Annotated in this window: 21 protein-coding genes; 10 read left to right on the top strand and 11 right to left on the bottom strand. The window is 62.9% G+C overall.

The features are described from left to right. Nucleotides 1-19: 19 nt before the first annotated feature. Complete coding sequence (locus CO655_RS19325; protein WP_097665986.1) at nt 20-700, bottom strand: peroxiredoxin-like family protein; 681 nt, start codon at nt 698-700, stop codon at nt 20-22. 286 nt (nt 701-986) lie between these two features. On the opposite strand from CO655_RS19325, the gene CO655_RS19320 reads away from it, so the two are divergent. Both CO655_RS19320 and CO655_RS19315 read left to right on the top strand, forming a co-directional pair. Further along, nucleotides 987-1187, top strand: coding sequence for a hypothetical protein (locus tag CO655_RS19320; protein ID WP_010034163.1), 201 nt, complete (start codon nt 987-989; stop codon nt 1185-1187). Between the two features lie 294 nt (nt 1188-1481). Continuing rightward, entirely contained in the window at nt 1482-2501 is a 1020-nt protein-coding gene (locus CO655_RS19315) for a GlxA family transcriptional regulator (RefSeq protein ID WP_003579912.1), read from the top strand. A 133-nt stretch (nt 2502-2634) separates the two neighbouring features. Here CO655_RS19315 and CO655_RS19310 read toward each other — a convergent pair whose 3' ends face one another. Both CO655_RS19310 and CO655_RS19305 read right to left on the bottom strand, forming a co-directional pair. Next, nucleotides 2635-3966 carry a diguanylate cyclase gene (locus tag CO655_RS19310; protein WP_097665984.1) on the bottom strand — a complete coding sequence of 444 codons (1332 nt, stop codon included), beginning with the start codon at nt 3964-3966 and terminating at the stop codon, nt 2635-2637. A gap of 186 nt (nt 3967-4152) precedes the next feature. Then, nucleotides 4153-4983, bottom strand: a complete 831-nt coding sequence (locus tag CO655_RS19305) for a response regulator (protein ID WP_097605316.1) — start codon at nt 4981-4983, stop codon at nt 4153-4155. A gap of 179 nt (nt 4984-5162) precedes the next feature. On the opposite strand from CO655_RS19305, the gene CO655_RS19300 reads away from it, so the two are divergent. Then, on the top strand, nt 5163-6146 hold the full coding sequence (locus tag CO655_RS19300) for a squalene cyclase (RefSeq protein WP_097665982.1): 984 nt from the start codon (nt 5163-5165) through the stop codon (nt 6144-6146). 58 nt (nt 6147-6204) lie between these two features. On the opposite strand, the gene CO655_RS19295 is transcribed toward CO655_RS19300, so the two are convergent. After that, the gene (locus CO655_RS19295; protein WP_097605318.1) at nt 6205-6729 is read right to left on the bottom strand and encodes a DUF6428 family protein; all 525 of its coding nucleotides are present in this window, start codon (nt 6727-6729) and stop codon (nt 6205-6207) included. Nucleotides 6730-6771: 42 nt separating this feature from the next. Here CO655_RS19295 and CO655_RS19290 point away from each other — a divergent pair, with 42 nt between their 5' ends. The 6 genes from CO655_RS19290 to arsK are packed head-to-tail and all read left to right on the top strand — an operon-like array spanning nt 6772 to nt 10704. After that, nucleotides 6772-7128, top strand: coding sequence for a metalloregulator ArsR/SmtB family transcription factor (locus CO655_RS19290; protein WP_097605319.1), 357 nt, complete (start codon nt 6772-6774; stop codon nt 7126-7128). Then, on the top strand, nt 7125-7655 hold the full coding sequence (locus tag CO655_RS19285) for an arsenate reductase ArsC (protein WP_010033646.1): 531 nt from the start codon (nt 7125-7127) through the stop codon (nt 7653-7655). Before CO655_RS19290 ends, CO655_RS19285 begins: the two co-directional genes overlap by 4 nt. Further along, entirely contained in the window at nt 7655-8353 is a 699-nt protein-coding gene (locus tag CO655_RS19280; protein ID WP_097605320.1) for an MIP/aquaporin family protein, read from the top strand. The genes CO655_RS19285 and CO655_RS19280 overlap by 1 nt, the downstream gene beginning before the upstream one ends. Further along, a complete protein-coding gene (gene arsC / locus CO655_RS19275; RefSeq protein WP_097605321.1) occupies nt 8350-8772 on the top strand; it encodes an arsenate reductase (glutaredoxin) in 423 nt (140 codons plus the stop codon). Before CO655_RS19280 ends, arsC begins: the two co-directional genes overlap by 4 nt. Next, nucleotides 8747-9472, top strand: a complete 726-nt coding sequence (gene arsH, locus CO655_RS19270) for an arsenical resistance protein ArsH (RefSeq protein WP_170964941.1) — start codon at nt 8747-8749, stop codon at nt 9470-9472. Before arsC ends, arsH begins: the two co-directional genes overlap by 26 nt. Continuing rightward, nucleotides 9469-10704 carry an arsenite efflux MFS transporter ArsK gene (gene arsK / locus CO655_RS19265; RefSeq protein ID WP_097605322.1) on the top strand — a complete coding sequence of 412 codons (1236 nt, stop codon included), beginning with the start codon at nt 9469-9471 and terminating at the stop codon, nt 10702-10704. Before arsH ends, arsK begins: the two co-directional genes overlap by 4 nt. 16 nt (nt 10705-10720) lie before the next feature. Here arsK and CO655_RS19260 read toward each other — a convergent pair whose 3' ends face one another. The 5 genes from CO655_RS19260 to CO655_RS19240 all read right to left on the bottom strand — a co-directional run bounded on the left by CO655_RS19260 (nt 10721) and on the right by CO655_RS19240 (nt 17115). Next, nucleotides 10721-10987, bottom strand: a complete 267-nt coding sequence (locus CO655_RS19260) for a hypothetical protein (protein WP_010033652.1) — start codon at nt 10985-10987, stop codon at nt 10721-10723. Nucleotides 10988-11099: 112 nt separating this feature from the next. Further along, a complete protein-coding gene (locus tag CO655_RS19255; RefSeq protein WP_097605323.1) occupies nt 11100-13625 on the bottom strand; it encodes a mechanosensitive ion channel family protein in 2526 nt (841 codons plus the stop codon). 126 nt (nt 13626-13751) lie between these two features. Then, nucleotides 13752-14303, bottom strand: coding sequence for a DUF924 family protein (locus CO655_RS19250; RefSeq protein ID WP_097605324.1), 552 nt, complete (start codon nt 14301-14303; stop codon nt 13752-13754). A gap of 112 nt (nt 14304-14415) precedes the next feature. Then, nucleotides 14416-15480: a histidine kinase dimerization/phosphoacceptor domain -containing protein gene (locus tag CO655_RS19245; RefSeq protein ID WP_097605325.1), complete on the bottom strand. Its 1065-nt coding sequence runs from the start codon at nt 15478-15480 to the stop codon at nt 14416-14418. Between the two features lie 189 nt (nt 15481-15669). After that, nucleotides 15670-17115, bottom strand: a complete 1446-nt coding sequence (locus tag CO655_RS19240) for an MFS transporter (protein WP_097665980.1) — start codon at nt 17113-17115, stop codon at nt 15670-15672. Nucleotides 17116-17565: 450 nt separating this feature from the next. Here CO655_RS19240 and CO655_RS19230 point away from each other — a divergent pair, with 450 nt between their 5' ends. Then, nucleotides 17566-19197, top strand: a complete 1632-nt coding sequence (locus tag CO655_RS19230; protein ID WP_097665976.1) for a dihydroxyacetone kinase subunit DhaK — start codon at nt 17566-17568, stop codon at nt 19195-19197. A 4-nt stretch (nt 19198-19201) separates the two neighbouring features. Here the strand turns inward: CO655_RS19230 and CO655_RS19225 are convergent, their stop codons facing one another. Together CO655_RS19225 and CO655_RS19220 are read right to left on the bottom strand one after the other, a co-directional pair. Next, entirely contained in the window at nt 19202-19930 is a 729-nt protein-coding gene (locus CO655_RS19225; protein ID WP_097665974.1) for an alpha/beta hydrolase-fold protein, read from the bottom strand. Continuing rightward, entirely contained in the window at nt 19927-20886 is a 960-nt protein-coding gene (locus CO655_RS19220) for an acetylxylan esterase (protein WP_097605329.1), read from the bottom strand. The genes CO655_RS19225 and CO655_RS19220 overlap by 4 nt, the downstream gene beginning before the upstream one ends. Nucleotides 20887-21171 lie beyond the last annotated feature (285 nt).

The following is a 21171-nucleotide window of genomic DNA, read 5'->3' as shown; positions in this document are numbered from 1 at the left end:
GCGGACGGTTCGCTGCAGGTCAGCGTCCAAGGCTGCCGGCGGCAGTGATGATCTCCGCCGCGGTCGGAAAGATGCAGAGGCTGTTCGGTCCGTCGAGCGCTTCGATTTGTGCCCAGCCGATGGTGCCGTTCGCATCGACCAGGAAGTGCCCGACAAGCTGAGTAGCGTGCTTCTCGAATATTGCGTTATCGGTTTCATCAAGCTCGAAGCGGTCCTTGGCATTGAGGATCGTGTTGGCTTCCATCGGCTGTACCGGTTCTGGCAGCTCGCCGGTCGGGTTGATGCGTGCCGCTTGGAATTGCGCCATCGTTGCGCCATATGGCCATTCGAGCTGTTCACTGCTCCCCTCGGGCAAGAACTCTGCATGCGGCACGCCGTAGGCGCGATGGGTGCGGCAGTCGGGGTCGCACAGAAGCGTTACCGGCGTCGGCCGGTGGCGGAAATACAGACGGGCGCGCTCCACCGGCGTGTTGATAACGGCCACCGTCTCCAACCCGGCGGCGCGCAGGGACGGCTGCACGCTGGCGAGCTGTTCTACCTGACGCCGGCAGAACGGGCAGTGCAGCCCGCGAAAGAAGCCGATCAAGAACGGGCGACCGCTCAAGTCGGCGAGCGAGACCGTTCCGTCGAAGTTGGCCGTGGCCAGCGTGAACGCGGGCGCGGAATCTCCAGGCTGCAGCGGGCGCTTCTGGTCTGCCATGGAATAATTCCCTTTTCGTATTGTCCAGGTGAACGACCGAAATTCAACTGTATCACTTGTCGCAAGAAGGCCAAGCGCTCGATGTTGAGTGCGGTTCGGCATGCCATTCGCCGCTCCGACCGATCTCAACGCTACCCCCGGGAGCGCGCGGATCATTCAAAATCATTGATGTTATCCATAAACTCTATTCGTTTGAATGATGGGTTCGCGAGGCCCATATTAGCTGCATGGACAAGGACGAACCTCCCATCGCGACCATGTCCCGGCTCAAGAAAGGAACCGAAAAATGACCACGCTCACCTATCGGGGTGGTGGCAAGACCCTCACCTCCAGCGAAGGCCGCTTCGATCTGGGCCATTATGCCCACAAGCTCGTGCTTGCCTGGACCCGCTGGCAGACTGCCCGCGAAATCGAAGCCATGCCGTTCGACGTCCGCAAGGATATCGGCTGGCCGAGCACCGACGACAGCAAACACCGGACCATGTAATGAATGCGACATTCCTCCTGAGATGAGGGCGGCGTCTGCATCTTGCAACGCCGCCTTTTTCGTGTCCGCCATCTCGTTTCCCATTGCACTTCAGCCCCTGACTTTCGGTTGGCTGTACGCTCTCTTCCACCCCGCCGGCGCCCTCGCCCGGGACTTGGCCGGTCAAATCGCGGTCAATGTCGCATATTTGCTCTTCCCGGCCGCATTTTTCCATGCCAGTGTCGCTTTCAGGACATCGGCGCGACGCATTCCGCGCAACGAATATGTCATCGTCCCTCGAGCATGGATTTCGCTATGAACAGGATGCAGATCAAGAAGCGTTCACTGGTCTTCTTTATGGTACCGCAATTCACCATGCTGCCCTTCTCGGCGGCCGTGGACACCTTGCGCATCGCCAATCGCATGCTCGGCTATCAGGCCTATACCTGGCGGCTCGCCTCCCTCGACGGGGAAAAAGTCTATTCCTCCTGCGGCATCGGCGTCGAGGCGAATTCCTCGCTCGCCGAGGAGCGCCGCCATCTCGGCGGCGAAAACCGGCCGGGCATGGTGCTCGTCTGTTCCGGCATCGATGTCGAGCAGTTCAACAACAAATCGGTCAATGCCTGGCTGCGCGAATGTTACAATCGCGGCGTTGCCGTCGGCAGCCTCTGTACGGGCGCACATGTGCTGGCCCAGGCCGGGCTCTTGAACGGCAAGCGCTGCGCCATCCACTGGGAAAACCTGCCGGGCTTCTCCGAAGCCTTCCCGCAGGCGGAGGTCTATGCCGATCTCTACGAGATCGACGGCAATCTCTATACCTGCGCCGGCGGCACCGCCTCGCTCGACATGATGCTGAACCTCGTCGGCGAGGATTTCGGCGAAAGCCTCGTCAACCGCATCTGCGAACAGCACCTGACCGACCGCGTGCGCAATCCGCACGACCGTCAGCGCCTGCCGCTGCGCGCCCGCCTCGGCGTGCAGAATGCCAAGGTGCTGTCGATCATCGAGCTGATGGAAGGCAATCTGGCCGAACCGCTGTCGCTGATCGAGATCGCCGACGGTGCCGGCCTTTCGCGGCGCCAGATCGAACGGCTGTTCCGCCAGGAGATGGGCCGCTCGCCCGCCCGCTACTATCTCGAAATCCGCCTCGACCGCGCCCGCCACCTGCTGGTGCAATCCTCGATGCCCGTCGTCGAAGTCGCCGTCGCCTGCGGCTTCGTCTCGGCCTCGCATTTCTCCAAGTGTTATCGCGAACTCTACCATCGCTCGCCGCAGCAGGAGCGCGCCGAGCGCAAGATGACCATGGCGACGGCAAGGCAGGCGGTCGCCGCCTGAGGTGGCCGCAACACAAGAAGCTGACCATTCCTTCGCCATGCTCGGCCTTGTGCCGAGCATCTCACCATGGGTTGATAGGGCGGCAGATCCTCGACACAAGGCCGAGGATGATGACCAGTGGCGACAGCCCAGCCTACTGCGCCGCCTCCTCCGTCATCCTGGCGTCGGAATAGACCTGGTTGCGGCCCCGGTGTTTGGCCATGTAGAGGAACTGGTCGGCGGCGTTCAAATAATTCTCGAAGGTCTCGTAGCCGCCGATCTCGGCAATGCCGATCGAGATCGTGACGCCGAGGTCCTCGTCGTCGGCGGTGACCTTCAACCGCGATATATCCGAGCGGATCTCATCGCAAAGCTTGGTCGCAGCAGCTGAATCCATCTGCGGGAAGAGGATGGCAAATTCTTCGCCGCCAAGCCGCGAGAGAAGATTGTCGCTGCCATCAAAGATCGTAAACAGCCGGTTCGCGACCGCCTTCAGCACCTTGTCGCCGATCTCGTGACCGTAGGTATCGTTCAGACGCTTGAAATGGTCGATATCGAGGATGGCGACTGAACTCGGCACTTTCAGCCGCAGGCATTCGTTCACCAGCTTCGGGCCGTTGTCATAGAAATAACGGCGATTGTAGAGGCCGGTCAGGTAGTCGCATGCCGCCGCCGCCCTCAGCTGCCGCATCTGTGCCAGCGTCTCGGCATTGTTGGCAATGCGGCATTGCAGCTCCTCGGCGACGAAGGGCCGGTAGAGGAAATCGCTGGCGCCAGCCTTCAGGAAACTGGCTGACAGCATGCGGTCGTTGGACGAAGACACGCCGATGACACGCAGCCGGTCCGAACCGAAGCGATGGCGGATGCGCCGCGTCAGCTCGTAACCGCTCATATCGGGCATATGGTGATCGGTGACGACGAGTTCGATGTCGCTGTAGGCTTCGAGAGCGGCCAGCGCCTCGAGTCCCGAGCTTGCCTCGACGACGAGATATTGCTGCGCCTTCAAGAGGTCGACGAGCACCTGGCGTGCCGAGACGACATCGTCGACGACGAGCACCCGCGTCTTGCGGTTGGAGATCGCCCGGCGGACGGTAGCGACCAGATTGTCGAGCGCGAACTCATTGTCCTTCAACACGTAATCGATGACATTGCGCTCCATGATCCTGTTGCGCGTGTTGAGATCGAACGTGGCGGTAAAGACGATCGCCGGGATATCGTGCTCGATCGTGCAGTCGAGCGCCTCGCCATAGGGCGAATCCGGCAGGTTGAGGTCGACGACGGCCATGGTGTAGCCGTGACCGTCGTCGGCAAGCTCCCGGCGAAGCGCTTTCAGCGACGAGCAGGATTTGACGGCAAGCCCAAGTTCCGTCTGGAATCGGTGGCAGAGCACGGCGGAAAACATCCGGGAATCTTCAACCAGAAGTATTTTGAGGCCGCCGGAGCGCAGCCCGATTCCATCCCGCTGAAAATCCGCTTGAAAAGCCACAGCCGCTATTCCCCCCTGCGCCCGACGGGCTCGACTCGGCCCCCTCCCCGGCGGGGCGGACGATAACCGAGAGGCCTATGCGCGTGAAGGGGACAAATGTGAGTGTTACTTGTAATTGCAGAAATTCGTTGACGGTTGCCCGCCGTCATCTCCCGCGCCGTCGCGGCGCCGATGCTGGAAGGGCCGTCAGGCAACCGCCCGCTCCTTGCGCATCGATTGAATTTGCAGGAGCGTATCGAGATTCTGGTTGACGCGGCAGTAGAACTCCTCGTCGATGAAGGGGCGCAGCATGAAATCATTGCCGCCGGCTTTCAGGAACCGCGCCGAAAGCAGCCGGTTCGATGAGGACGAAACGCCGATGATGCGCAGCTCGTGCGAGCCGATATTGGCGCGGATGCGCCGCGTCAGTTCGAAGCCGTCAATATCGGGCATGTTGTAGTCGGTGATCATCAGGCCGATATCGCGATTGGCCTTCAGGATCTCCAATGCCTTGCCGCCGCTCTCGGCAACGCTGACGCGGAAATTATAGCGTTTCAGCCGGCTCGACAACAACGCGCGCGCCGTCGCGCTGTCGTCGACGATCAGCACATGGTGGCGATGATTGGTCAGGAACCGGCAGATCGATTCCGCCAGCAGATCGACCGCGAAGATATTGTCCTTGAGGATATAATCGACGATGTCCTTGGCCATCAGCTTGTCGCGCATGCCGTCGTGGAAGGTGCCGGTGAAGACGATGGTGGGAATGGAAAGATCGACCAGATATTCGAGCGCTTCGCCGTTTTCGGCGCCGGGCAGATTGATGTTCGAGATCGCCAGCGTGATCGGATCGGAAGATTTGTCGTAGGAATATTGCAGATCCTCGAAGTTGCGGCAGATCTCGACGTCAATGTCGAACAACTCCTTGAGGCGTTTGCTGATCATCGAAGTGAACACGTTTGAATCTTCGGCGACAATAATTCGCGCGCCGGCAAACATCTCTCCGGAATATTGCATCCCCGAAATACCTAAAAACGCCATCGTAAACCTTTAATGTAAAATCCGTCCCCAATTCCAACGGATACACCAATTGATTTGACTAATTATTAATCAGCACTGTGGATACGAAAACGAAGAGACGACCCGATGGCGCCGCTGCCGATTTTCTTGCAGATATGATTAAGAAATCAGGCGCGAAACGCCGCGCCGAGAGGTTTCCCATGACCCAATCCGACCCGGTGATCGAATGGCTTCTCGACTCCGACCCGTCGATCCGATGGCAGGTCATGCGTGACCTGCTTGACGCCCCGCAGCGGGAATGGATGGCCGAGCGGGCGAAAGTGGAGACCGAAGGTTGGGGCGCAATGCTGCTTGCCTGCCAGGACGAGGACGGGCAATGGGCAGGCGGCGCCTTCCTGCCCGCCGGTTTTGACCCTTGTGAGTGGCGCGAGTGCGGCCAGCCTTGGACGGCCACGACCTTTTCCCTTTCGCAACTGCGGGAATTCGGTCTCGATCCCGCCTGTGAGCGGGTGAGGCGCACCGTCGAATTGATCGGCGCCAATGCCCATTGGGAAGAGGGCGGCCAGTCCTATTGGAAGGGCGAAGTGGAGGAGTGCATCAACGGCCGCACCGTCGCCGACGGCGCCTATTTCGGTGTCGACGTCTCCTCCATTGTCGAGAGGCTGACCGGCGAACGCCTCGAGGATGGCGGCTGGAATTGCGAACGGTGCAACGGCTCCATTCGATCGTCCTTTGCCAGCACCATCAACGTGCTGGAAGGCCTGCTGGAGTTCGAGCGAGCGACCGGCGGTACGCCGCAATCCCGAGAGGCACGCAGAACGGGCGAGGAATTTCTGCTGAAGCGCAACCTCTTCCGCCGTCTCGGCACCGGCGAGCCGGCCGACGAACGCTTCCTGCACTTCCTGCACCCGAACCGCTGGCGCTACGACATCCCTCGCGCCCTCGACTATCTCAGGTCAAGCGCCCTCCTCACCGGCTCCGCCCCCGATCCGCGCCTCGGCGAGGCGATCGACCATCTTCGCTGCCGCCGCCTTCAGAACGGCAGATGGCCGCTCGACTGGACCCTGCCGGGGCGTGTCTGGTTCGAGATCGACGAGGGAGAGGGTCAGCCCTCGCGCTGGATCACGCTCCGGGCGATGCGGGTGCTCAGATGGTGGGATGCCCACGCCTCAGTCAATGCCTGATGGCAAGCGAGCGCAGGACACGCGGACCGCTCGGCTGTTGCCCGATCCCCGCAGGTCTCTACGCACAGCAGCCGCTCCCCGTCGCCGACGGACCGCAGCAGGCCGCAGCCTTTCTGATCTCCGCGGCGAGCCAGCGGTCGCGCGGCTTGCAGCTTGCCGGCCGCGGCGAAAGGTCGACATGCACGGCCCCGCCGCGCAAGATCGGTATTGCCGCGCAATAAAGCTGCATCGGCCGCACGCCGTCGCTGACTTCGAACGTGAGCTTGGCGGTACCGTCGAGCTGCACATGCTCCGCCACCTTTAGGATGATCGCATGGAATTTGCCGGCCGGCATATGCGTGCGCTCACCCTCGTCGATGTCCCAGAGCTGGATGAATATCTCCGTCCATGCTTCCGGATTGGCGCCGCAATCAAGCGCTGAGAATTGGCCTGCCTTGACCTCGGTGATATGATAGCCCGGCTTCACCGGCCGGCCGTCGTAGTAAAAAACCAGCGGCGCGTCCTTGTTGCCGGAGAGCGCATCAAGCAGCAGGCCGAGGTTTATCTCCTCCGCCTGAATTTTATTGTTGTCGATGGCATTCATCTGCGCTAATCCTCGTTTCAACGATTCAAGGATTATTGAAATATGGATCAACGTCAAGCCCTCGCCGCGTTCGGCGCGCTTTCGCAGGAAACGCGCCTCCAGATCATTCGCATGCTTGTCGTCTCGGGTCCTGACGGAATGGCGGCGGGCTCTATCGCCGAAAAGGCCGAGGTTTCGCCGTCCAACGTCTCCTTCCACCTGAAGGAGCTGGAACGATCCGGGCTAATCACCCAGCAGCGTGAATCGCGCTCGATCATCTACACCGCCAATTACGAGGCGCTTGGCGGCCTGATCCGTTTTCTGATGGAGGATTGCTGCGGAGGGAACGCCGAAATCTGCGCGCCCGCCGCCGCCGTCGCCGCATGCTGTGCACCTACAACCAAGGAGGAACTGCAATGACCACAGACCGCGTTTACAATGTGCTCTTTCTCTGCACTGCCAATTCTTCGCGCTCGATCCTGGCGGAGTCGATCCTGGAGACCGAGGGCAAGGGCCGGTTCAAGGCCTATTCCGCCGGCAGCCAGCCGAGGGGCGAAGTCAATCCATTGGCGCTGAAGGAACTGCAGGCGCTGGGTTATCCCGCAACCGGCTTCCGCTCGAAGAGCTGGGATGAGTTCGCCAAGCCCGACGCACCGGAGATGGATTTCATCTTCACCGTCTGTGACACCGCCCACGGCGAAGCCTGCCCTGTCTGGATCGGCCATCCGATGACCGCTCACTGGGGCGTCGAGGATCCGGCCACCGTCGAGGGCAGCGAGGTCGAGAAGGGCCGTGCCTTCGCACAGGCCGCCCGTTTCCTGAAAAACAGGATCATTGCCTTCCTCAGCCTGCCTTTGGCCTCGATCGACAAGCTGGCGCTGGAATCGCATCTGCGTCAGATCGGCGCGATGGAAGGCACGACCGCAAAACCGGCAGGGGCCGGCTGATGGCTTCTTACGATCTATCGCGCCGACTGGTCTCGGAGGCGCTCGGCACCGCCATGCTGGTCGCAACCGTGGTCGGCTCGGGCATCATGGCGACATCGCTGACGGCGGATGTCGGGCTCGCCCTGCTCGGCAATACGCTGGCGACCGGCGCGATCCTGGTCGTGCTGATCACCGTGCTGGGGCCGATTTCCGGCGCCCATTTCAACCCGGCCGTCTCGTTGATCTTCGCCATGTCGGGCTCGCTGCCGAAACGCGACCTTGGCGGCTACGTGCTGGCGCAGTTTGCCGGCGGCGTAGCCGGCACGATCTGCGCCCATCTGATGTTCAACCTGCCGCTTCTGGAATTGTCGAGCAAGGTCCGCACCGGCGGCGCGCAATGGTTTTCCGAGGGGATTGCGACCTTCGGCCTCGTCGCAGTCATTCTCGCCGGCATCCGCTTCGAGCAGAAGGCCGTGCCATGGCTGGTCGGGCTCTACATCACCGCCGCCTACTGGTTCACCGCCTCGACCTCGTTTGCCAATCCGGCGGTGGCCTTCGCCCGCTCCCTGACTGACACTTTCTCCGGGATCCGGCCGATCGACCTTCCGGGGTTCTGGCTTACCGAAATCGTTGGTGCGGTCGCAGCCCTCCTCCTGTTCACCTGGCTGTTGCAGCCAGCCGAGACATCGTCAACCCTATCCTCCGAGGCGAAGCTATGAACGTCACCATCTACCACAATCCCGCCTGCGGCACGTCGCGCAACACGCTGGCGATGATCCGCAATGCCGGTATCGAGCCCGACATCATCGAATACGTCAACACGCCGCCGTCACGCGCGGAGCTGGTCAAGATGATCGCCGATGCCGGCCTGACCGTGCGCCAGGCCCTGCGCGAGAAGGATACGCCCTACGCCGAACTCGGCCTCAGCAATCCCGATCTGAGCGACGACCAGTTGCTCGACGCCATGCTCGCCCAGCCGATCCTGATCAACCGGCCCTTCGTCATCACCCCGCTCGGCACACGGCTGTCGCGGCCTTCCGAGGTGGTTCTGGAAATCCTGCCGGAGACGCATAAGGGCGCCTTCGCCAAGGAGGATGGCGAGAAGGTGCTCGATGCCGAAGGCAAGCGCATTGTCTGACCTGCCGGCAACTTCGCCGGCCCATCTTCGTCAGCCGGATCCGGCGGCCTTGCGGCCGCCCTTCTCGACGCATAAACCGCGCATCCTCATCCTCTACGGCTCGCTGAGGGCCGTATCCTACAGCCGTCTCCTCGCGCATGAGGCATCGCGGCTGCTCGATCACTTCGGCTGCGAAGTGCGGATCTTCGACCCCGAGGGCCTACCCCTTCCCGACGGAGCGCCGGTCGCCCATCCCAAAGTGCAGGAATTGCGCGAACTGTCGGCCTGGTCGGAAGGCCAGGTCTGGGTCAGCCCCGAGCGACACGGCGCAATGAGCGGGATCATGAAGGCGCAGATCGACTGGATACCGCTGTCGGTGGGTTCGGTCCGGCCGACGCAGGGCAAGACGCTCGCCGTCATGCAGGTATCCGGCGGATCGCAGTCGTTCAATGCCGTGAACCAGATGCGCATCCTCGGCCGGTGGATGCGGATGATCACCATTCCCAACCAGTCGTCAGTGGCAAAGGCTTTCCAGGAGTTCGACAGCGATGGGCGCATGAAGCCCTCATCCTTTTACGACCGCGTCGTGGACGTCTGCGAGGAACTGGTGAAATTCACATGGCTGACGCGCGACGCCTCTGCCTATCTCACCGACCGCTACAGCGAGCGCCAGGAAGAAGCCGACAAGCTTGAACGGCGCGTGGGTCTCAAATCCATATGACGCCCGCCGCTTCCGAACGGCCGCCCATTGCAGCCATTCTCGCGCTCGGCCTGACGCAGGTCATCGGCTACGGCACCCTCTATTACAGCTTCAGCATCCTCGCGCCCGACATGGCGCGCGGGCTCGATTGGTCGGCGGAATGGATCTTCGGGGCGCTGTCGGCGGCGCTGCTGATCGGCGGCCTGGCAGCACCCGCGATGGGCAGGTGGATTGACCGCTTCGGCGCCGGCCGGGTCATGACCTTTGGCTCGGTGATCGCGGCAATTGCGCTTGCCGGCTGCGCTTTTGCTCCCGGCAAGGCCGCCTTCGTCATCGCCCTGATCGCCGTCGAGACGGCGTCGAACCTCGTGCAATATGGCGCGGCCTTCGCCCTGCTCGTTCAGATACGGCCGCGCGTCGCCCAGCGCAGCATTACCTATCTCACGCTGATCGGCGGTTTCGCCTCGACCATCTTCTGGCCGATCACCACTGCGCTGCATGCCCACTTCTCGTGGCAGAGCGTCTATCTCATCTTCGCCGCGATCAATCTGCTCGTCTGCCTTCCCATTCATGCCTGGCTGGCGCGCAGTGCAGGCCATAACAGCACGGGCGAGAAGAGCGGTGCGACCAGGCATATCGAACCCAGCCTTCCCGCCGCTGCGCGCACGCCGGCCTTCATCCTGATGGTGACCGGCTTTGCGCTGGAAAGCTTCGTCAACGCTGCGCTTCTGGTCCATATGGTGCCGGTCATGTCGGCGCTTGGACTCGGCGCCATGGCCGTGATGGTCGGCACGCTCTTCGGCCCGTCACAGGTGCTGAGCCGCTTCATCAACATGGTCTTCGGCGGCAGCCTGCCGCAGCTGATGCTCGCCGTCATCTCCGCCGTGCTCCTGCCGGCGGCTCTCGTCATTCTCCTCCTCACGGCGCCGTCGGTTCCCGGCGCAGTGGTCTTCGCCGTGATCTTCGGCCTCGGCTCCGGCCTCAGCAGCATTGTGCAGGGAACGCTGCCCTTGGCACTCTTCGGAAGCGAGGGCTATGGCCAGCGACAGGGAAAAGTGATGTCGGCCCGCCTCGCCGTCTCCTCGACGGCGCCGTTCGCGCTGGCCTTCCTGATGGGCAATATCGGCGTATCCTGGTCGCTGTCGATTACCGCCGCGCTCGGCGCCGCGGCCGTGGCGGCATTCCTCGCCATCCGGCCGCTGATGCGGATGCCCGTGCCGGCGCAAACGGCGCTGGTGCGCGGAGAGCCTTAGCCGCGTGGCCGCAGCCTTACTTGACGACGGCCGAGCCCTTGATGATGTCGATCGTCTCGCCGCCGTCGAGGCCGATGCGGTCGCCGTCGGGCGTCGTCATGAAGCAGCCGGAAGGGCAGAGATTTTCGGAAGCCCCTGCATCGACAACGACCTCGACGCGCTGACCGCCCTCGGTGATGACGAGCACCACGGCGGCAGGATCGGTATTGGTGACGGATGCCGCATGGACCGCCGGCGCGGCAAGCAGCGGGATAAGCAGAACGGCGGCAAATCTTGCCATCATGTGCGGCGGCGCGAGTGCGCCCTCCCCTCGAACGATCGGTGCTGCCCTCGGCAGCGATCCCGATGCAAGGGATCATGCACATAGACCTGTGAATGATGGCTGAATGAGCCGTTCAGCTCTTCAGGCTGACCTCGGCGGTGCGGCCGCGCAGCTGTCGCACCCGATGCTCCTCATCGCCGGCAGCGCCGTCCGCGGAGCTGGGCCTGACGTCCCTGCCCTCGTTGGCGATGGCGACGGGCGCCTCGCGGTGGATGGTCAGATCGCTCTGCGGCAACGGAATCTCGATGCCCTCCGCCTTGAAGCGCTTGAGGATCTCGATCCTCAGATCGTTACGCACCGTCATGCCGTCGCCCATATCGGCGAGGAAGAAGCGCAGTTCGAAATCCAGCGAATAGGGGCCGAAGCGCAGGAATTCGACATGCGGCTCGGGATTGCGCATGACGAGCGGGATCTTCGCCGTCAGCTCCAGCAGGATATCCATCACCTTCTGCGGATCGGCGTCGTAGCTGACCGAAACCGGAATTTCCGAGCGGCCGATCTTGTTGCGGTGCGTCCAGTTGCCGACCAGCCCGTTGATCAGCTCCGAATTCGGCACGATGATCGACTGCTTGCGGAAGGTCTCGATCTCGGTGGCGCGCACCGAGATGCGCTTGACGATGCCCTCGGCCGTTCCCGAAACGACATGGTCGCCGACCTTGAACGGCCGCTCGACCAGCAGGATCAGGCCGGAGACGAAGTTGGAAACGATGTTCTGCAGGCCGAAACCGATACCGACCGAAAGCGCCGAGGCGACGAGCGCGAAGCTCGACAGATCGATGCCGGCGGCCGAGACGCCGATGATCGCCGCAATGCCGACGCCGAGATAACCGATCCCCGTCTTCACGGAGTTGCGCACGCCGAGATCGACATGGCTTCGCGCCATCACATTGCCGTCGAGCCAGCGCTGCAGCCAGCGCGTCAGCAGATAAACGCCGGCAAAGAGCAGGATGCCGGTGCAGATGCCGAGCAGCGAGATGCTGATGCCGCCGAGCTTGACCTCGGTGAACAGCCGGTAGGCGATCAGCTGCAGATCCTGCACATGGAAGCCCCAGAGCAGCAGGATAAGCGGAATGCCGACCAGCAGCGCCACGGCATAGATGGCAAGGCCGACGAGCAAGCCGAACTGATCGATCGCCACCGGCCCCAGGTTGAACCGCCGCGTCAGGAAGCGCGCGAAGAAGGTGTCGCCGAAGCTCTCCTGCCGCGAGATCGCCTTGCCCGACAGCAGGCCGACATACATGGTGGCGACGACCGCACCGGTAATGATGAACTGCGTGGCGACGAAGCGCGCCAGTCCTACATAGCCCGCGAGCGCCGTGACGATGAGGCCGGCGCCGGCAACGCGCAGGATGATGGCCATGCCGCGCGGCCAATGCCTGCCAGGCGCGTCGGGATCGCCGTTCCGTGCCAGCATCGGCTTGCCAAAGGAGGCAGCGATCAGGATCACGCCGATGATCAGCGCGGCGATCAGGCTTCTGACCACCGTCAGCACCAGCGGCGAACCCATCGCCTCGCTGACCGTGCCGAACAGATAGTCGAGCCCGTTGACGACAGCCATCGCCAGCAGGCAGTAGCCGATCGAGCGGGCGCCGAGATTGGAAAGCTTCACCAGCCGCCAATGCGGTTCACGCGGCGCGAAGATGGCGTTGACGAAGCGGCCGACGAAGTAGACGAGTCCGATCGTGCCGAACAGCGCGCCGATGACGGGTGCGATATCGGGCCGCAGCACATTGAAACTGTTGAGGAAGAAGAAGGAGGTGACGAGCAGCACCGCAAGCGCCAGCGTGCGGATCAGCGTCGACCAGAAGGCGATCGACAGCCGACCGATATAGGACGGGTTCTCGACCGCCTCATCGCGACGCAGATACGCGCCGAACAGCCGGTAGCTGCCCGAGAGCAGAATGAGCGCCGAGGCGAGCGACAGGAAGATCGCCGCAAACAGCGGGAAGCGCTTGAACTTCCAGACGAAGGCGGCCCAACTCGACAGGGCCTGCGAGAATTCGCTGACCTCGTGCACGAAGGCGCCGGCGGCATCGTCGAGCACCGAGACGGAGATTTCGGTACGTCTGAGAAGCGTATCGGCGAAAAGCCGCCGTCGCATCTCGATAATCTCGTTGACAAGCTGCGTCACCGCGATCGACAGATTTTCGGCGTCGCCTGTCACCGCGTTGATCTGCGCACGCTCGGCGGCAAGCGCATTGCGCTCCTGGGTGACGATCTCAGCCTCGGGCGGCTGTCCATCCTTCGGCGGATCGCCGATCTCGCCAAGGCGGTTTTTGATCTGATCGAAACGCGGCCTGAGATTGACCGAGATCGTGATGACGGCGCGGCTGAGTTCGTCGGCCTTGGCAGCAATCCCGACCAGCGCATCGTCATTATCGGCGTTCTGCTTGACGCTGTCCTGAAGCGAACCAAGCTGGACCTTCGCCTTTTCGATTTCCTTCGCCGCCTGAGCGGATGGCGTATCGACAAGCGGCGTCTCTGCCGTCGCCTGCGCCTGCGGCTCCTGCGCCAAGGCTACGGCACTCTCGAAATGGGCGCCGGCCAGCGCCAGCGTCATCAGAAGAATGGTGCGAAGCAGGATCGTTCTCAGCCGCAAAAGCGCCTCCGGGAGGGTTGTCGTCAGGATAGAAAGTCAGCTTTTCATTGCAAACAAAGGCGACAGAAAGGCGGGAAATGCCTAAAGCGCCTCGCAGCGAACTTGAAAGACCTGCATGAGAAGCACTCAGAAGCCGGCGCCGGGCCGGGATAGATAGTCACGCTCCGCAGCCGTCGACTCCCGTCCGATGATGGCATTGCGGTGCGGAAATCGGCCATAGGCGGCGATCACATCGCGATGCCGGATGGCATAATCCAGGTATTCCGCGTCGCCAAGCGCAGTGAACAAGGCCACCGAACGTTCCTGCTCGTCGAGGTGTTCGGCATGTTCGAACGGCAGGTAGAAGAAGGTGCGACAGGCGACCTCGACTGCCTGGTCGCCACCGGCCGCAAGCGCGAGCTTGGCTTCCCGCAGCGCCAGTCCGTCGGTTGCGAAGGCGAGCGGCGTGCCGCGATAGATGTTGCGGGGGAACTGGTCGAGCACGATGACCGCCGCCAGCCGGCATATCGGATCGGCCCGCCAGTCGTCACTGATGCCTGCGGCCAGCGCCAGATGCGTATCGCGGAAAACATCGCGGATCTCCACGTCGAGCTCCGGCGGCGGCTGGAACCACAGCTCCCGGCCGCACCGGACGAACCAGAAATCATAGACTTCACGCGGCGTGCGGATCGTCGTCATGTCTGTTCTCCCCTAGCGTTAGGTTTGATGATGCGATGTCGGTAAGCTATTGCGGAAAAAGGATACGCTGTGCCGTGAGCCCCCCTCATCCGCCCGCCCTGCACCACACGTCCTACTTCCCCTCCTGCAACGAAAACACCAGCGTCGCCCGCGTCCCATCATGATCGGGATCATAGGCGAAATCCGATTTCAGGCTCGCGGCCATCCCGGTCAAAATACGCGTACCGAGCCCCGTCCCTCTGGCCGGGCTCTCCGGATCAAACCCCGCGCCGTCATCCTCGACGATGACCTTCAGCACCTCTTCCGTCTGGTCGACGCTGACACGGATCTCCCCCGTCACGCTGTCCGGATAGGCATATTTGAAGGCATTGGTGACAAGCTCGCTGACGATCAGTCCGAGCGTGATAACCTTGTCGGTCGCCAGATTGACCGGCGCCGCAGTCAGCATGATGCGATGCGGCCGCTTGTCGTCACGCATCGACGCTTCGAGTTCGGTCAGCAGGCTGTTCAGATATTCATCGAGCTGCACCGATCCGACCTGCCGGTTTGTATAGAGCCGACGGTGCACGCTGGCGATGGCATTGATGCGCATCTGCGTTTCGTGCAGCGCATCGATCGCCACCTGGTCCTTGGTCATCGAGGATTGCATGCGGATCAACGCGCCGACCAGCCCGAGACTGTTGGCAATGCGGTGATTGACTTCGGCAAGCAGCATCTCGGCAAGATCGCGCTGCTGGCGGATCACTTCCTGCGCCTGCGCTGTCTCGCGGCGAAAACGCGCCCGCTCCAACGCCTGTTCGAGAGCAGCCGCGAGCAGATCGAAATAATCGGCCGAAATCCCCTTCAGCACGTAGTCGTCGGCACCCGCCTTCAGCGCCGCGACCGCGATGCTGGTATCGTCCGAACCCGTCGCATAGATGACGGGCGGATGATCCGGCATCGCCGTGATGCAGGGCAGAATGTCGAGGCCGGTTTCGTCGGCCAGCATATGATCGAGTACGACGGCATCGATTCCGCCTTCGCCGAGTCTCGCCAGACCGGCAGCGCCGTTCTTAGCCCACTCGACCGAAAAGCCGCGCCGAAGCAGGTTTTTCTGCATCAGCAATGCCAGCCCCTCGTCGTCGTCGATATAGAGGATGTGGATCAGGACATCCGCATCGCCGCTAGAATTGCTCATTCCCTCTCCCGGCGTTCTCCCGCAGCGACGATGAACAGCAAGCGTCCGACTCGTCCGCATGGCAATGTCGTATTGCATTGACCGCCCGAGGTAAACAGCCGCCATCCCTCGCTCTTGTCGCAGGCGGCGCGAAAGGACGACAACGGAAAACCGGTCCCGCAGGGCGGCTTGATTGGTTTCGTCGGCAGGTTAGTTTTTCTGAAATTTCCGATGACCCGAAACTTCCGCGCCCGCCTCCGCCGGCAATTGCAGGAAGCGCAGCGACGAGATGACCCCGATCGCTCCGACCAAGACGAAGGCCCAACGGAAGTCGGCAAGAACGGGGGTCTCGGCGCCTCTGACAGCCGCGGCAATGTTGAGCACGGCCGCCGCCACGGCCACGCCGAGCAGCATCGACACCTGCTGAAGCATGCTCGACAGTGTCGAGGCCGAGCTGCGCTGCGCCGGGCCGATATCGGCGAAAGCCAGCGTGTTCAGCGCGGTGAATTCCATCGACCGCGACAGGCCGGCGAGAAAAAGCAGCGCATGGATGAAAAACTGCGGCGTATCAGGCGTCAGAAAACCGCAGGCGACGATCGAAAACGCCGCGATCAGTCCATTCAGCACAAGCACCGCGCGGAAACCGAAGAAGCGCAGGAGCGGCGTCGTCACCGTCTTCATGCCGAGATTGCCGAGGAAATAGACGAGCAGATAAGTGCCGGCGGCAATTGAACTCAGCCCGAATCCGAGCTGGAACAACAGCGGCAGCAGGAACGGCGTCGCATTGATGGCCACCCTGCAGGCCGTGCCCGCCGACAGCGTCGACATCGCGAAGGTCTGAACGCCGAAGGCCGAAAGGTCGAGAAGCGGATTGTCGACAGCGAGGAAATGTCGCGTCGCCATGACGGAGAGCACGATTCCGGCTGCGAGCATGGATATGACCGGCAGGCGCCCGCCTTCCCATTTGACCGAGAGCTCCAGGGCGGCCAGCAGGAAGGTGAGCCCTGCCGCACTGAGCACGAACCCGACGAGATCGAGACGGCCGGCGTCGGCCTCGCGCTGCTCCGGCACGAAGCGCAACACCAGTCCCATGCCGAGAATGCCGATCGGGATGTTGATGAGAAAGTTCCAGTGCCAGCTGGCATAGGTGGTGATGAAACTGCCGAGCACCGGGCCGATCACCGGCGCGGTCAGCGCCGGCCAGGTGATCAGCGCGATCGCCTGGACGAGTTCCGACTTGCGGGCGTTCTTCAGCACGATGATGCGTCCGACCGGCGTCATCAACGCGCTGCCCGCCCCCTGGACGGCACGCCACAGCACGAATTCCATAAGGCTGCCGGACAGCCCGCAGAACAGCGAGGCGCCGGTGAAGACGCCGATCGACATCAGGAAGACACGGCGCGCGCCGAAGCGGTCGCCGAGCCAGCCCGACAGCGGAATGAAGGCCGCCATCGTCAGCATATAGACTGTTATGCCGATGCTCATCGACACCGGCCGCACGCCGAAGCTTGCCGCCATCTGCGGCAACGAGGTGGCAACGATCGTGCCGTCGAGAATCTGCATGAAGAAGGAGACGGCAACGACCAGCGCCACGATCTTCGCCTGGCGGCCGCTTGCCGCCTCTTGCCGGTTCTCGCTCGTCTCTGCCGTGGTCATCGATCTGCCAATGAAAATTCCGGGTGACGCGGCAGAAACGGGAAGGAAGATCGATCGAAGATCTGCCGCGCGGGGACTCGCGGCCATCGAGAGCCGCGCATTGGCTGAATACGCCCGTTGCCGCCGGCCGGAAAGGCTAAATCTCGCACCGGCGGGAATATTCCCGCGGGGGCCGCGCTGCCTCCATATGTCAAGAAAAAGGCCCCGCCGAAGCGAGGCCAAGTTTGAACCGCTCCCGGGAAAACAGGAGCGGCGCAAACTCCATAGCCTGAGGTACGTCCTGCAGCGAGGCCAGATGTCGCCGTATCGGTACGCTCGCTAATGAAATTTTGCGATTTGTCAAAAGCGTCAGCCGCTCACTGTCGACAGCGTAACTGGGTGGACAGCGCCGCTTGCGACCGGCAAAAAGACAGGGCGACGGCACGAAAACCAACGGACGGGTCTCAATCGATGAAACACTTCTTCAACCGCAGGGAAACGATCGTCACCGAAGCCTTGGATGGTCTTCTTCAGACGAGCGGCAAGGGCCGCCTCGCTCGCCTCGACAGCTTTCCCGACATCAAGGTGATCCTCAGAGCCGACTGGGACAAGTCGAAGGTGGCAATCATCTCGGGCGGCGGCGCCGGCCACGAGCCCTCGCATGCCGGTTTCGTCGGCAAAGGCATGCTGACCGCGGCCGTCTCGGGCGAGATCTTCGCCTCGCCGAGCGTCGATGCGGTGCTCACCGCGATCCGGGCGGTGACCGGGCCGCGCGGCGCCCTGCTGATCGTCAAGAATTATACCGGCGATCGCCTGAATTTCGGTCTTGCCGCCGAAAAGGCCCGCGCCGAAGGCCTCGATGTCGAGATGGTCATCGTCGCCGACGATATCGCCCTGCCCGGCATCAACCAGCCGCGCGGCGTCGCCGGCACGCTGTTCGTCCATAAGATCTCGGGCTACCACGCCGAACGCGGTGAGGATCTGACGACGGTCACAGCCCAGGCCAGAAGTGCGGCCGGCGATATCGTCTCGCTCGGCATGTCGCTTTCCACCTGCAGCGCGCCCGGCCAGACGCATGAGGACCGCCTCGGCGCCGACGAGGGTGAGCTCGGCCTCGGCATCCACGGCGAGCCGGGCGTCGAGCGCATCACGCTGCAGCCGGTCGCCGATATCGTCGCCACCATGTCCGCACGCCTCTCCGCCACGCTGGGAAATGCCGGCGATCATGCGCTGCTCATCAACAATCTCGGCGCCGTGCCGCCGCTCGAAATGGCCGTCATCGCCAATGCGGTGCTGGCCGCCTCGCTTGGCCGCCGCGTCCGCCTCATCATCGGCCCGGCGCCAATGATGACTGCGCTCAACATGAACGGCTTCTCGCTGTCGCTGATTCCACTCGATGCCGAGCGTGAGGCAGCCCTGACAGCCGCTGTCGAGCCGCATGCCTGGATGCCCGCCGTCGGGCGCCACGAAATCGAGACCATCGCCGCACCGAGAACGGCCGCCGGAAAAGCCACAGCAGGCGAGAACCCGGGCAGCCGGCGCCTGATCACGGCGCTCTGCGAGCATCTGATCTCGTTGGAAGAGGAGCTCAACCGGCTGGACGGCCGCGTCGGTGACGGCGATACCGGCTCGACCGTGGCAACGGGCGCCCGCAGCCTGCTCGCCCGCCTCGATACGCTGCCGCTCGACCGGCCGGCAGCCACCCTTGCCGCGATCGGCGATATCCTCGGCACCAGCATGGGTGGATCGAGCGGCGTGCTGCTGTCGATCTTCTTCACCGCGGCGGCCAAGGCGATGGCCGGCAAGGCCGATATATCGGCAGCCCTTCTCGCCGGGCTGGACAGGATGACCTTCTACGGCGGAGCCGAAGTCGGCGACCGGACGATGGTCGATGCGCTCTCGCCGGCACTGCATGCGCTCGCCTCCGGCGGCGTCGCGGCAGCCGCAACGGCGGCGGCATCAGGCGCGGAATCGACGAAGGCAATGACCAAGGCGAGAGCCGGACGTTCCTCCTATGTCGGCGCAAGGGATCTGGCCGATGTGGCCGATCCCGGCGCGGTCGCCATCGCCGCAGCCTTCGCGGCGGCGGCAGAGCTTCCATAGGTTCTCAGATATAAAGCGGCGCCATCCTCCGCCAGGCGCCGGCGCGATGGGCGCGGCCATCCCAGACATGCAGCTGATGGCGGATATTCTTCTCGCCCAGCAAGCGGCTGAGATAGCGGTTGTTGTCGAGGAAGGGATCGGCATCGCCGATGGTCAGCACGATGTCGATCTCGCGCAGCCTGTCGAGCCGCCAGTCGGCGCCGAGGCCGGGCAGGAAATGTGTTGGCGTGTGGAAATAAACGCTGTCGTCGTAATAGCCGTCGAACAGGTCGCCGAAGGATTCCACCTTCATCGTCAGGTCGTAGCGCCCGGAAAAGGCGACGAGCTTGCGGAAGAGATGCGGGTGACGGAAGACGAGGCTCGCCGCCTGGAAGGCGCCGAGGCTGCATCCATGCACAATGGTGCAGTCATGCGAATTCTTCGCCGCCATCAGCGGCAGCACCTCGTTGAGGATATAATCCTCCAGCGCCGCATGCCGGCGAATACGCTCGGCCGGATGGCGGTGGAAACCGTAGAGGCTGTCTGCCGCCAGGCCCTCGATGCAATAGAGCTGGAGATGGCCGGCCTGCAGCTTGTCTGCAAGGCTTGCGACCAGGCCGAGCTGCTCATATTCGAAAAAGCACCCTTCCCGCGTCGGAAAGACCAGCACCTTGGCGCCGGCATGGCCGAACACCAGCATCTCCATGTCTCGATGCAGACGCTGACTGTACCAGCGCAGATATTCGCGGTTCATGACACCCTGAAAAACTGTCCGATCTTGTCGCGGAGAACCGCCTCTTGCTCAGCACTTCCAGGGTAGTCGAAATGCCCGGCGTCCAGGATGAAGATTTCATTAAATTTCGGTATCGAATTGGCGACAGCGAACTGGCAGGGCGGCGCGACCGAAGGATCGAAAAGCGCTACCGCCGTCAGCATCGGCACCCTGATCCGCCTCGCGGCCGTCGCCGCATCGAAGAAGCGCAGCGTCTCCAGCACGTTTGCATGTTCCGCCTGATATTCCTGCACCGATTGGGCGCTGCCGACGCTCGGCAGCTTGAGGCGCAGCGGCTGGTGCCCGAAGCTCGGAAGCGCGAGATGCCCGCGGTCGATGCGGTCGTCATAGGCGATCGCCATCGCCCCGACACCGCCGCCGAAGCTGATGCCGCTATAGCCGATATGCCCTGATAGCCAGGGATAGAGCGCAGCGAGCGTCGAGACGGCAAGCCAGATATCCTCGACGCAGCCGCCGATGATATAGGAGTCCTTCTTGTCGATATCGTGCAGCACATGCCAGGAAGGGTTCTCGGAAATCGGCGGATGGGCGCTGAGCGACAGCCCGCGGCAGCAGGGAAAGATGAGCGCGGTTTCGGTGACCGGTAGGTCGAAATCCGGACGCTCGCGTCCGCCGTAACCATGCCCGACAACCAGGCCGCGCCGCACCTCCCCCTCGCGCGGCAGCAGCAGCCAGCCGCCGATCCGGAACGCATCGGTGGAGAGATAGACGAGGTCGAGCACGTGCCAGTCGGGATGGGTGATCTCGCTGCGGGAAAGCGCCGGCTGCGGATCGACCGTCAGCGCCTTTTGATACCGCGCCTCCCAGAAAGCGTCGAAACCATCCGGCTCCTCCGGCGGCTCGACCGCAAGCAGCTCGTCGAGCTGCATGCCGTAAGTGGGATCGAAGGCGAAAGGATGTATCGCGGGAATGCTCATCCGGACTTTGTCGCGTGAAAGCACCGGCCATGCAAGGCTATGTGGCGGCTACTTGCCCATCTGCTCTCGCCGCAAGGCTACGCGGGCCGAAGGCCGATGGAGCAGACTGGCCTCCAACCCTCCGTCATTCCTGTGCTTGTCACAGGAATCCAGCCACGGCGCGTCTGCGCTGTGGATTGACTCCAGACGAACCTAAAGTGGGTCTCCCGCGCCCAAGGACTTGGACGTGCTGAAAAATTCGGCTGATATGTCCGACGCCGAATCTGGCCGGCAGCTCTGCTGTAG

It is taken from the genome of Rhizobium sp. M1 (assembly GCF_002531805.1).
Taxonomy (GTDB): Bacteria; Pseudomonadota; Alphaproteobacteria; order Rhizobiales; family Rhizobiaceae; genus Rhizobium; species Rhizobium etli_C.
This window is presented reverse-complemented; position numbering and strand designations above follow the sequence as displayed.

Bases quoted from the DNA above. Each gene is read 5' to 3' on its own strand.
- CO655_RS19220 (WP_097605329.1), bottom strand. From the start codon at position 20,886: ATGAGCATTCCCGCGATACATCCTTTCGCCTTCGATCCCACTTACGGC.
- CO655_RS19250 (WP_097605324.1), bottom strand. From the start codon at position 14,303: ATGACGACGATCCGCACGCCGCGTGAAGTCTATGATTTCTGGTTCGTC.
- CO655_RS19225 (WP_097665974.1), bottom strand. From the start codon at position 19,930: ATGAACCGCGAATATCTGCGCTGGTACAGTCAGCGTCTGCATCGAGAC.
- arsH (WP_170964941.1), top strand. From the start codon at position 8,747: ATGCCGAAGGCAAGCGCATTGTCTGACCTGCCGGCAACTTCGCCGGCC.
- CO655_RS19285 (WP_010033646.1), top strand. From the start codon at position 7,125: ATGACCACAGACCGCGTTTACAATGTGCTCTTTCTCTGCACTGCCAAT.
- CO655_RS19260 (WP_010033652.1), bottom strand. From the start codon at position 10,987: ATGATGGCAAGATTTGCCGCCGTTCTGCTTATCCCGCTGCTTGCCGCG.
- CO655_RS19290 (WP_097605319.1), top strand. From the start codon at position 6,772: ATGGATCAACGTCAAGCCCTCGCCGCGTTCGGCGCGCTTTCGCAGGAA.
- arsK (WP_097605322.1), top strand. From the start codon at position 9,469: ATGACGCCCGCCGCTTCCGAACGGCCGCCCATTGCAGCCATTCTCGCG.
- CO655_RS19230 (WP_097665976.1), top strand. From the start codon at position 17,566: ATGAAACACTTCTTCAACCGCAGGGAAACGATCGTCACCGAAGCCTTG.
- CO655_RS19280 (WP_097605320.1), top strand. From the start codon at position 7,655: ATGGCTTCTTACGATCTATCGCGCCGACTGGTCTCGGAGGCGCTCGGC.
- CO655_RS19320 (WP_010034163.1), top strand. From the start codon at position 987: ATGACCACGCTCACCTATCGGGGTGGTGGCAAGACCCTCACCTCCAGC.
- CO655_RS19325 (WP_097665986.1), bottom strand. From the start codon at position 700: ATGGCAGACCAGAAGCGCCCGCTGCAGCCTGGAGATTCCGCGCCCGCG.
- CO655_RS19305 (WP_097605316.1), bottom strand. From the start codon at position 4,983: ATGGCGTTTTTAGGTATTTCGGGGATGCAATATTCCGGAGAGATGTTT.
- CO655_RS19295 (WP_097605318.1), bottom strand. From the start codon at position 6,729: ATGAATGCCATCGACAACAATAAAATTCAGGCGGAGGAGATAAACCTC.
- CO655_RS19315 (WP_003579912.1), top strand. From the start codon at position 1,482: ATGAACAGGATGCAGATCAAGAAGCGTTCACTGGTCTTCTTTATGGTA.
- arsC (WP_097605321.1), top strand. From the start codon at position 8,350: ATGAACGTCACCATCTACCACAATCCCGCCTGCGGCACGTCGCGCAAC.
- CO655_RS19300 (WP_097665982.1), top strand. From the start codon at position 5,163: ATGACCCAATCCGACCCGGTGATCGAATGGCTTCTCGACTCCGACCCG.
- CO655_RS19245 (WP_097605325.1), bottom strand. From the start codon at position 15,480: ATGAGCAATTCTAGCGGCGATGCGGATGTCCTGATCCACATCCTCTAT.
- CO655_RS19240 (WP_097665980.1), bottom strand. From the start codon at position 17,115: ATGACCACGGCAGAGACGAGCGAGAACCGGCAAGAGGCGGCAAGCGGC.